Origin of the sequence: Geminisphaera colitermitum TAV2 (assembly GCF_000171235.2) — a bacterium.
GTDB lineage: Bacteria > Verrucomicrobiota > Verrucomicrobiia > Opitutales > Opitutaceae > Geminisphaera > Geminisphaera colitermitum.
This window is the reverse complement of the sequence record NZ_ABEA03000083.1, coordinates 1-10,080: the sequence shown is the minus strand read 5'-3', so window position 1 is coordinate 10,080 and position 10,080 is coordinate 1. Positions and strand designations below refer to the sequence as shown.

The 10,080-nt window shown below is 59.1% G+C and carries 6 protein-coding genes and 1 pseudogene; 3 read left to right on the top strand and 4 right to left on the bottom strand.

All coding sequences use genetic code 11. From position 1 onward, the window contains the following. From OBACDRAFT_RS08420 to OBACDRAFT_RS08405, 4 genes are all read right to left on the bottom strand, one after another. Window positions 1–1,117, bottom strand: a 1,117-nt coding sequence (locus OBACDRAFT_RS08420) for a hypothetical protein (RefSeq protein ID WP_043584666.1), incomplete at its 3' end; no start/stop codon positions are given. A 113-nt stretch (window positions 1,118–1,230) separates the two neighbouring features. Beyond that, a complete protein-coding gene (locus OBACDRAFT_RS25145; RefSeq protein WP_052361515.1) occupies window positions 1,231–1,914 on the bottom strand; it encodes a type II secretion system protein in 684 nt (227 codons plus the stop codon). Window positions 1,915–1,955: 41 nt separating this feature from the next. Then, window positions 1,956–2,834 (bottom strand): hypothetical protein, encoded by an 879-nt coding sequence (locus OBACDRAFT_RS08410; RefSeq protein ID WP_043584664.1) that lies wholly within the window; start codon window positions 2,832–2,834, stop codon window positions 1,956–1,958. 218 nt (window positions 2,835–3,052) lie between these two features. After that, entirely contained in the window at window positions 3,053–4,255 is a 1,203-nt protein-coding gene (locus OBACDRAFT_RS08405; RefSeq protein WP_052361514.1) for a GntR family transcriptional regulator, read from the bottom strand. A gap of 380 nt (window positions 4,256–4,635) precedes the next feature. Between OBACDRAFT_RS08405 and OBACDRAFT_RS08400 the strand changes: the two genes are divergently transcribed. The 3 genes and pseudogenes from OBACDRAFT_RS08400 to OBACDRAFT_RS08390 all read left to right on the top strand — a co-directional run. Then, entirely contained in the window at window positions 4,636–5,478 is an 843-nt protein-coding gene (locus OBACDRAFT_RS08400; protein ID WP_043584662.1) for a sugar phosphate isomerase/epimerase family protein, read from the top strand. Between the two features lie 119 nt (window positions 5,479–5,597). Continuing rightward, on the top strand, window positions 5,598–8,069 hold the full coding sequence (locus OBACDRAFT_RS08395) for a COG1470 family protein (RefSeq protein WP_157836961.1): 2,472 nt from the start codon (window positions 5,598–5,600) through the stop codon (window positions 8,067–8,069). Between the two features lie 381 nt (window positions 8,070–8,450). Next, window positions 8,451–10,080 (top strand): annotated as a pseudogene (locus tag OBACDRAFT_RS08390) (hypothetical protein); the annotation flags it as partial.

Genomic DNA, 10,080 nt, shown 5'->3' with positions numbered 1-10,080 from the left:
GGAGGAAGCTGAGGGTGGAGCGGTCGGGGAAGGTGGCGCGCCAGGGGGTGGGTTCACTGTATTCTTTGCCGTCGCCTTGGGAGATGAGATTCCAGTTTTTGAGCCAGGTGATGATGTTGGTGCCGGCTTCGGGACGGGTGATGCCTTTGGCGAGGGTGTCGGTTTTTTGTTGGAGGGTGTGAATTTGATCCGCAAGGGCGTCGCGTGTGGTGGTGAGGAGGGATTGGGCGTGGGCGTCCGTTTCGTCGAGGATGGCAGGGGAGGCAAGAGTGGCGCGGTGGGCGTCGAGGGTGCCGGTGAGGTGACGGGCATCAGGCGCGAGCGTATCTAGTTTCAGGATACGAATTGTGTTGAGGAGGTGAGTGGCTTGGGAGGCGAGTTCGGCGGCGCGGCTGCGTTGGTCGAGCCAGCGTTGCGTGGTGTTGCGAAGGGTGTCGGCAAGGGCGGGATCGGCGGGGGGCGTGGCAAGATGGGTGGCGAGGCGCGTGGTGAGGGTGGGGTTGGCGAGGTTCCAAGGGGCGGGGTGGCGGAGGACTTGGTGGTAGGCGGAGAGGAAGGGGTCTTCGCTTTGCCTGAGATCGGTGAGGGCAAGGGTGGCGAGGATGTCAGAGGCTTTGGGGGAATCATCCATCTTTTTGAGGGCGATTCGGGAGAAGGGATAGGGGGCGTAGAATTCGATATTGATGCTGGCGTGTTCGCCGGCGGGGATGCCGCGGGCGGCGGCGATCTGGATTTGCTTCTTGTTGTCGAGAACGGCGTAAAGGGCGATGCGGGCGGCGGCGTCTTCGGTGCTGACGAGGACGGCTTTCACGGAGTAGCGGCCGGGTGGGAAGGTTTTGGGGAGGTGGATGCTGCCCGCACCGAATTTTCCCCAGCGGGGTTTGATGCGGAGGCCTTGGGGCGCGGTGCTGGCGGGGGTTGTCGTGGAGGAATCGGTGGCGGTGGTGGTTTGCTCGGTGGGGATTTCGAGTTGCGCGCTGAGCCGGGTGAGCGCGGCAGTGGGGAGTGGCGCGAGTTCGAGCGCTTTGTCGGGGGGATTGGCGGCGAGGTTGATGGTGTGGGTGACGAGGGGGGGGGGGAGGGGCGGCAGAAAGGATCGCGGTGAGCGTGAGCGCAAGCGCGAGGGCGATGCGGGAAAGTGGGTGGTTCGGGTACATGGAAAATATGTGTGTAATTAAAAAACAGATACGTGTTCGGCGGCGATTGCCGCAGATGGCGGTCTCCAGGCGGTTATTCGCCGCGCCAGAATATTTTGCCTTTGTCGTCTCCATTCCAACTGGGGATGGCAGATATTTTCACGGAGCTGACATGGCCGTCGGCATAGAGGAGGTTTGCATCGTCACCATGCGCGGCACTGGGGCGCTCCGAGTTTTCGCCAGCGACGGTTTCGTTGTAAGTGCCGTCGGAATTTTTGCGTCCGTCGGAGATCAGCAAGGTGCGACTGGGTGTGGCGATTTGAGTGTAACGTTTGCGGGGTTTGGTGTCCGTGAATGGTGGGCTTATGCAGAGGTTGCGATTCATACTGAAGGTGGCGGCACGGAGCGGATTGGTGGTCGTGGCGGGCAGGCTTTTTCTTTGTTCGGGGCAGCCGGTAATCCCAGTGTTTTTGTCGAGATAACCGTCTTCGGTCATCCTCCAGCGCCAGCCTTGGCTATTGACGTTGTCAAAGGCGATTGGCATAAAGTCCTTATTGTCATGCACATGAAGGATGACTACGCCGTAGAGCTGGCGGAGGTTGCTGATGCACTCGGCTTTTCGGGCGGTCTTGCGGACAGTGGAAACAGTGGGGATGAGAATGGCGGCCAGGATGCCGATAATGGCAATGACGGTGAGAAGTTCGATGAGTGTGAAGGCGTGGCGGCTGGCGCGGTGCGTGGCGCAGTGGCGGGAGTTGGGGCTGGGGTTGGTTTTCATCGGATGCGGGATGCGCGTTTTAGCAGGTGTGTGTGGTGACGTTATTTTTTTGCGAAGCGACGCTGAATCAGGATGAAACTGGCGGGCAGTGTGATGGCACCGAGGAGGATTGTGGTTGTGGAGGGTTCCGGGATGGAGGGGGTAGCGGTTTCGTAGCCGTAGATGCGGACTTCGTGGAGGTAACCACCATAAGCACCGGTGTTGCCGTTGGCGATTTGCGTGGTGAGGCGGAGGTCAAGGTAACGGGCAACAACAGAGGTGCCGGTTGTGGGAGTGATGGCGAGCGTTCCTACGCTGGTCCCAGCAGTGATGGTGCCGTTGCCGAATAGTGATGCAAAATCGCTTTCGGCGGGCGAGGTTCCGGCCAGAGTTTCAGCGTAGTAAACTTTTTGGATGTCGGCGGTGCTGGACCAGCGCCGGCTGCCTGCGTCCGAATAAACGATTTCGATGCTGGTAATGACGTAAGATGCACCGAGATCGAAGAGGATGTCGAAACGGCCTTCGGGCGTCCATGTGGTTTTGGTGATTTCGGTGACGCCCCACCAGCCGCCGACAAGGTCGCCCGTTGTTACGCCGTTCGTGAGTTCCCCGGCGTCAAAGCGAATTTTGTCACCTGCAGTGGTCGTGATGCCGCTTATGTCCGAACGGGTGCCGTCCCGGAGTTTGTCGCCTTTGTCCGTCCCTGTTTCGTTGGTATGCGGTGGTCCAGGATAGAATTTTCGGGTGAAGGGTGTGTAGGTTTCTGGAGCCGGGTCCGATCCGCTGTAAACGCCGTTGCCGCGTGCGTAGTAGGTGTAGTTGCCGGCGGCGCGAACGGTTGCGTTGTCGGTGAGGAGGTTGACGGACGTCGCGGCAAGCGCGGCGGCGGCGGTTGTGGCAACCGCGAGCAGGGTGACGAGGACTGGTTTGGTCGTATTCATTTTTTTGTTACGCGTGTGGAGGTGGGTGATGTTTATCGAGGAGTGGTGATCGCTGGGTGGCCGGTTGATGGGACGGCAAAGCCAAAGCCGATCGAGGCGGTTGGCCCGGTCGGACGGGAAATGGAATATCTGGCGGTCTGGATTGTGGTGTGGCGGAGTGCGGGTTCGGTGGGTGCCCGTGGGAATGGAAGAGTGTTGGTGTTGGGAGGGGCAGGGGGTTATGGGGGCATGGCGCCACAGGATTCGCGGATGACGAGGCGGCAGGGGAGGCGCTCGGCAATGGCTGTGGCGGGGGGGGGGGGGGGCTCGGTAGCGGTCGCTGTTGTAGTTGTTATCTCATTACTTGATGTGGTCGTGACGGCGGATGCGGGAGCATTGAGCTGGGCCTCGAGCATTTGCACGGCGCGGTAGCCCATTTCGAAGAGCGGTTGGTGAACCGTAGTGAGTGTGGGATGACAGACGGCGGATTGAGGGAGGTCGTCGAACCCGGCTACGGCAATGTCGTCAGGGACGCGGCAGCCGCGTTCGGCGCAGCGTTTGAGGACGTTGAGCGCGATGAGATCGTGCAGGCACACGATGGCCTGCGGGGGCTCGCGCATGGCAAGAAACACGTCTAGTTCCTGCCGGCCTTGACGGGCAATATCGGTGCCGGCGACTTCGAGAAAATACTCGGGTGGCACGGGCAGGTCGTGTTCCTTCATGGCCTGGCGAAAGCCTTCTTCGCGTTCGATCACGGTGCCGATGCGAACGCTGGTCAGGAAGGCGATGCGGCGGTGGCCGAGGCGGATGAGGTGACGGGTGAGCTCATAGGCGGCTTCGCGGTTCTGGCTGCTGATGCAGGGGGCTTCGATGGCGTGGCCGTTCCCGATGGGCGGGGTGTCAACGAGGACAATTTTTTGCCCGGCGCGTTGTAGTGCCGAAACCACTTCGCGGGCGGTTTTCTGGTACGTGGGGGTTTGCGGAGGGACGACGAGGGTGCCGACGGTTTTGAGTTCGTTGAGGCGGATGACTTCCTCCATGGCCTTGTGCGCGTCGTCTTGCGAGTTGGCGAGGACGAGTTGGTAGCCGAGTTCGGCGGCGGCTTTTTCCGCGCCTTGCGTGAGGAGGCTGTAGGCACTGGGGCGGGTCTCGGTCCCGGAGCGGTGAATCATGCAGCCGAGGAGGCGTTTTTGCGCGGGGGTGCGGCGGATGTTCACAAAGGTGCCGCGGCCTTGGTAACGCACAAGGAGGCCTTCGTCCACGAGGTCGGCGATGGCTTTGCGAACGGTGGTGCGGGAGAGGTTGATTTCGCGGCAAAGCTCCAACTCGGGCATGAGTTGCTCGCCCTCGGCCACCTCGCCGGTGAGGAGCTTGCGACGGAGCAAGTCGGTGGCGTGAAGGTGGCGGCTGCCGTTGGGTTGTTTCTTGAGCGCGCGGGTCATGGCGGCGAATCAGAGTGGAGAGGGCGGGGGGTGGCGAGTGTTGAGGACTGGAGCGGGGGGAGGGGGGGGGAGGAGCGGCGAAAGTGGAGCGGTGTTCGGGTTGGATATTTCTAAAAGATACAATGTGCCATCAGTGAGGATGGTCGCTTTGATTTAGGATTAATTATGAGGGGAAATTTGGTCGTTTCTGATGAAGATTGAGTCAGAGATGTATCTAAAAAGAACAATGTCAACTTTGTTTCTCTTTTCGGATTTTTTTTGAGGATGTTTTTGCGGTGGCGGGCAGCGAATACCGGCGGCGCGTCATGCGCGGAAATGTCATGCCTGTGCCCGTCCCGGTCATGGACACCATAGGGAAGCGGGCGGTATTTTGAGGGATTATGAAAATCGGCATCTGTGCTTCCCCGTCCCAAATCGCTTCGTGGAACGACTCCTCCGCTCCGTCTTTCGATTACGTCGAGATCAACGTGCAGGCTTCGCTGAAACCCGAGGCCGCCGATGATGTGTTCGCCGCCGAAGCGCAGGCCGCCGGACTCGGGCTTGCGAGCAGCACAGTTGGCCGCACGGCCGGCGCGCTGCCGTTTCCGGCGCTGGCCGCGAATTGCTTCCTGCCCGGCGACCTCAAGGTCACGGGACCCGCGGTGGATGCGGCGCGTTTGGCGCGTTACGCAGACAAGGCGTTTCAGCGTGCGGCGGCGGTGGGGATTCGTCACATCGTTTTTGGTTCGGGCGGCGCGCGTCAGGTGCCGGAGGGTTTTGCTTTGGCGGAGGGGTTTGAGCAATACGTCGAGGCGCTCCGCGTGTGCGCGCCGCTCGCCGAGAAACACGGCGTGGTGCTGGTCGTCGAACCGCTCAACCGCGGCGAGTGCAACCTCGTCAACACCGTGCTCGAAGGCGCGGCGGCGGTGGCGCGCGTGAACCGGCCGGGCGTGCGCTTGTTGGTCGATATTTTCCACATGTTGCGCAACGGCGAATCGCCCGACGACATCGTCAAGGCCGGTCCTTGGATCGCGCACGCCCACGTCGCCGAGTGCGAGATTCGCAGCGCGCCGGGTGTGAAGGGCGACGACTTCGGACCATTCTTGCGCGCCCTCAAACGCGCTGGTTACGCGGGCGCGCTTTCGCTCGAATGCCACTGGAGTCCCAGCGCCGCCGACATGTGCGCAGAGGCCGCGCAAGGTTTGCAGGTGATCCGCAAACAACTCGCCGCTGCTGGGTTTTAGTTGGTTCCCTGCAATCGTCGCAACGGAAGCAGCGAGAGCAATAGGCGCAGCACGCAGGGTAGGGGCGGAATGACTTTTGACAGAGATGGGAGATGTCTTTGCATTTATTTCATAGAATTATGAAACCTCGCCCCTCGCTCTCTCGATTTGTATTTTTAGTGATCGTCTGTGTGACGCTTCTGGCTGGTGCAATTTTTGGTGTTATATCCTTGTCTGGTCCTCGCGAAAAAAAGGGAACGATTACGAATTCCGCCGCTAAATCCGCCGCTTCGTCAGGCAATCTGATGGATCTGCCTGACGAGGAATTTATGTCTGCGGTCGCCGAGATATTTCCCCTTGCTCGGCGCGGGCTGCGGCAGAGTCAAAATTCCGCGCCCAAGAAATTTCCTGATGAGGCGGAGACCCTCGCAATTGTCGAACGCTTGGTCGAACTACGGCAAACGCAGGAAGACGCTCACATAGGAATGAGATTGTATATGGTTCTACAGCATATTGCTGAGACAACAGGTACCCGTGACATGGTCCCCCAGTTGGCGCGTATGTTGCTCCGTAAAGAGCAGCCTTCATATCTAATGGAAGCTGAGTTTTCTTTTCTTTATCATCTCTGGTTGCGGACAACGCTTGAGGCTGGGGAATCGTCCACGCCACCTCCGCTTGTGCTTCCTGAACTAAGGGAGAAAGTGCCTGAAAAGATTCAAAAACTCTCCACCGAAAACGTAGAGGCATGGACACTATTTCAGCGTTTATTTACTCTTACTCCCGATGAGATTGCTGCTGACCGAATGAGACGAAAGGAACCCGACAAAACAGCCCGCCTGCCTCGTTATTATGCCGGGAAAAGTGATCGTGCCGATTTTTGGCGGCTTGTTTGTGATCTGCTAACCGGTGATCGTGAGGTGGTGCCGGAAGATCTCCTCGCTTGGCATTTTGATGGTGGCATTGGAGGTTCTCACAGTGTGCTGGCAGAGGCGCTATTCATCGCATCCGTCAAGTCCGGTCAGATGAGCCAGGCGGCCCGTCGCATTCTGAGATACGACCCATTTCTCTTTCATTCAGTTTCCTTCCATGGAGAGCTTTTTCGTTTTCTCAATGTTTGCGGTATCGGTTCTCGCAAAGTGTGCATGGGGGCACTTGTGAGCGCCGATAGTGAGATGGGACTATCGGGCAATAATCGTCGTCGCGCCGCGCTTCATCTGCTCCTTGCAAATGCGAGTGTGGACGACGAGATCAGGCCCGTGCTCGAACAAGGACGTCTCGCGCCTCCTGGTGCCCAACTCGACTATGCCGAGGCGCTGGTGGTTCTTTTTGCCAAACCAGATGAGAGGTTTGACCGCCGCCCGTGGTCTGCCGCGCGGGACGAGCGTCCTGACAATTATCGCAGGGATAATTTCTGTTGGAGAAAACCGGTCCGTACCGACATTTCTGATACATTGCGTGAGGAACTGGTGCAGTTTATCGTCGAACAAGTGCGCCCTGATGGGCCGGTTCTGGACACCATCAGAGTCATCGATTGGCTGGTCATTGCGCACAGCCCTGTTACCGCGCCTGTGTTGCGCACTCTCGTCAACCATCCGGTGGAAGAGATCGCTGGTGCCGCGGTTTTCGCGCTTGGCAAATTGGGAGAATCCGTTGTGCGTCCCCCTGCGCAAGCGCCCTTCCGTTATCGTCTACTTGTCAATGAGCAGCCTTTGGTCAGCCGGGAAATCGGGTGGACGCTCTCAGTTGGAAAAAAAAGACAAGCGTCAGGCCGCGTAACGACCGGTGCGGATGGTGTCTTTACGATTTCGAGAACCCCCTTTTTCGACGTAGGCGATGCTCGTGCTACTATTTATCTATACTCCGTTCATGACAGGGCAGACATCTCGTTGCTTTTTGGCGTGCACCTTCCCGATCCTCGTTTCGAAAGCATGGATGCTGGCGCTGGCATCACTGACGTTCCCATTGTTGCCCGACCTGTTGTGTTGCAGATCGATTTGCCCCGCAAAAAAAAGGAATTCTCCGAGAAGACGATGTTTGTCCGCCTTGAACTTCAGGACGCGGAAAAGGTTGGGTTGAAAGCGCACAATGGTGGTGGTTTTGGTCGGTATGGTCATTATGCTTCTTTGACAATTCCGGTGGCTGACAAGATTGCCCTCCCCGCTGTCATGCTCGGCAATTACAGGCTTTCCGTGAAAGCTCCCGGTATCGAGGAACAGAAAATTGCATGGGACATAGGCAACGCTCCCGTGCTTAAATTGAAGCCGGGCAAAACCACCGAAGTCACATTCGCACTTCGCCCGCCAGCAGACTGGCCCGCTGACGTTTTTATGCCGGCGATCACGGCATCTCTTGTCCCTGATGATGGCGTCGTTGCCGATAAGGACAAAATGCTCACCCACGTTCAGATTCGAAAGGGTCGTATTCGCGAGGAGCTTCCGCCCGGCGGCTACACGGTGAAAATTCGTTCGAGCAAAGAACACGGTAAAGATCTCTGGGGACATCCGATTCCCGAATCGTTGTATCACGGTGCTGCCACCGTGCGCTTTGTCATACCCGCCGATGCTCCGGTTGAACTTGATCTTGGAACACTTCCGCTTGTCAGCGTTCCCTGAACAAACTCAGCCCCTCCATGTTTTCGGGAGAACAAAGCTCCCATGCGCGAGCCTGCCAATTCGCTCAGCTTATTTTATTGCGACCTGAAATACGGTCGAAAAATTGCTGCGCTTCACGATGAAGGTTTCGCTTGAACGTCGGAATTCTCCGCCTACAGGTTGGCAGCCTTGTCCATTTTGACATATAATCAGCACATGAGAACCGGAGCACACCTAGATGAGTCGCACCCAGGCGGTGCCACTGCTTTCGCCTCAACAAGCTGCCTTGTTGCAAAACGTGTCAAAAAAACAAAACCCGCCAAAGCCATCCGGCTTCTCTGACGAGACCCGACCTACACCACGACGACTTACAACCGATCGGCCGGCCTCGCAGAAAATACGATGAGCCGGCTTTTTTGTGCGCGCACACTTCCTGCTCAACACCTCCCGCCTCCCGCCTCCCGCCTCCCGCCGCCTCCCGCCAACTCCCGCCAACTCCCGCCTCCTCCCGTCTTCCACTTTCCGCCAACTCTCGCCTCCCGCCGCCTTTTCGCCAATATCACGCACTTGCCCGACATGTCCCTCGCACCACATTCCGATCCGAATCCGACCATGGCCAACATCATTCCCTCCCCCCTCTACCAACGCGACCAAGAGCACGACGCCTGTGGAGTCGGCTTCATTGCCAAGCTCAACGGCGAACGCTCCTACGACGTCGTCAACCGCGCCATCTCTGCACTCAAGGCGCTTGCGCACCGCGGAGCCATTGACGCCGACGCCGTGACCGGTGACGGCGCCGGACTGCTCACGCAAATTCCGTATCCACTCTTTAATGACTACCTTGCCCGCAAAGGCATCACCACCCTCAAGCGCGACTCTGACCTCGGCGTGGGCATGTTCTTCATCTCGCGTCGCGACGCCTACACCGAAATCAACGCCCGCAAACTCATCGTTGACTCCATACACGCCGAAGGACTCGCCCTCCTTGGCTGGCGCGACGTCCCCGTCAACGCCTCCTGCCTCGGACGCAAAGCCCTCGAAACCCAACCCCTCATCGTGCAAGCCCTCGTCGCCCGTATCGACGAATCCATTACAGACGACGAATTCGAGCGGAAACTCTTCCTCGCGCAAAACACCATCGAAAACAAAACCTACGCGCAAAACTTCACCGGCCTCTACATCTGCTCCTTCTCATCGCGCACCATCGTTTACAAAGGCCTCCTCACGCCCGCGCAAATCACCAAATTTTACCCCGACCTCAAGTCGCCGCTCTACCAGACCGCCTTTGCGATTTTCCACCAACGCTTCTCGACCAACACCTTCCCCACCTGGGAACTCGCGCACCCCTTCCGCATGATGGCGCACAACGGCGAAATCAACACCATCCGCGGCAACCGCAACCTCATGCGCGCCCGCGAAAACTCCACCGCGTACGGCGTCTGGGGCGAACGCTTCCACGACCTCAAGCCACTCATCCAACCCGGCATGAGCGACTCCGCCACCTTCGACAACGCCCTCCAAGCCATCACGCTTGGCGGACGCGACCCGCGCCACGCCATCATGATGATGATGCCCCCCGCCTGGGAAAAAGACAAAACCCTCACCCCCGAAGCGCGCGCCTTCTTCCGCTATCACGCCTGCATCATGGAACCCTGGGACGGCCCCGCTGCCATCGTCTTCACTGACGGACGCACCATCGGCGCTGCCCTCGACCGCAACGGACTCCGTCCCGCCCGCTACAAGATATTTGACGACGGCTACGTCATCCTCGCCTCCGAAGCCGGCCTCGTGCACGACTTCCCCGGAAAAGTCACCGAGTCTGGCCGCCTCGGTCCTGGCCGCATGGTTGCGCTTGACCTCCCCACCGGCACCTTCCTGCGCGACGCCGACATCAGGCAACGCATCACCCACGACGCCGATTTCAAAGACTGGTGCGAACAACACCTCACCAACCTCCACCGTAGCGCGGGCCTCCCGCCTGCCCTCCCGCCTGCCCTCCCGCCCGCTTCCGCATCCGACGCCCCCCCCCCCC

What these genes read in the sequence shown, in the direction of transcription:
- OBACDRAFT_RS08400 (WP_043584662.1), top strand. Translation starts at nt 4,636, where the DNA reads ATGAAAATCGGCATCTGTGCTTCCCCGTCCCAAATCGCTTCGTGGAAC.
- OBACDRAFT_RS08405 (WP_052361514.1), bottom strand. Translation starts at nt 4,255, where the DNA reads ATGACCCGCGCGCTCAAGAAACAACCCAACGGCAGCCGCCACCTTCAC.
- OBACDRAFT_RS08410 (WP_043584664.1), bottom strand. Translation starts at nt 2,834, where the DNA reads ATGAATACGACCAAACCAGTCCTCGTCACCCTGCTCGCGGTTGCCACA.
- OBACDRAFT_RS08395 (WP_157836961.1), top strand. Translation starts at nt 5,598, where the DNA reads ATGAAACCTCGCCCCTCGCTCTCTCGATTTGTATTTTTAGTGATCGTC.
- OBACDRAFT_RS25145 (WP_052361515.1), bottom strand. Translation starts at nt 1,914, where the DNA reads ATGAAAACCAACCCCAGCCCCAACTCCCGCCACTGCGCCACGCACCGC.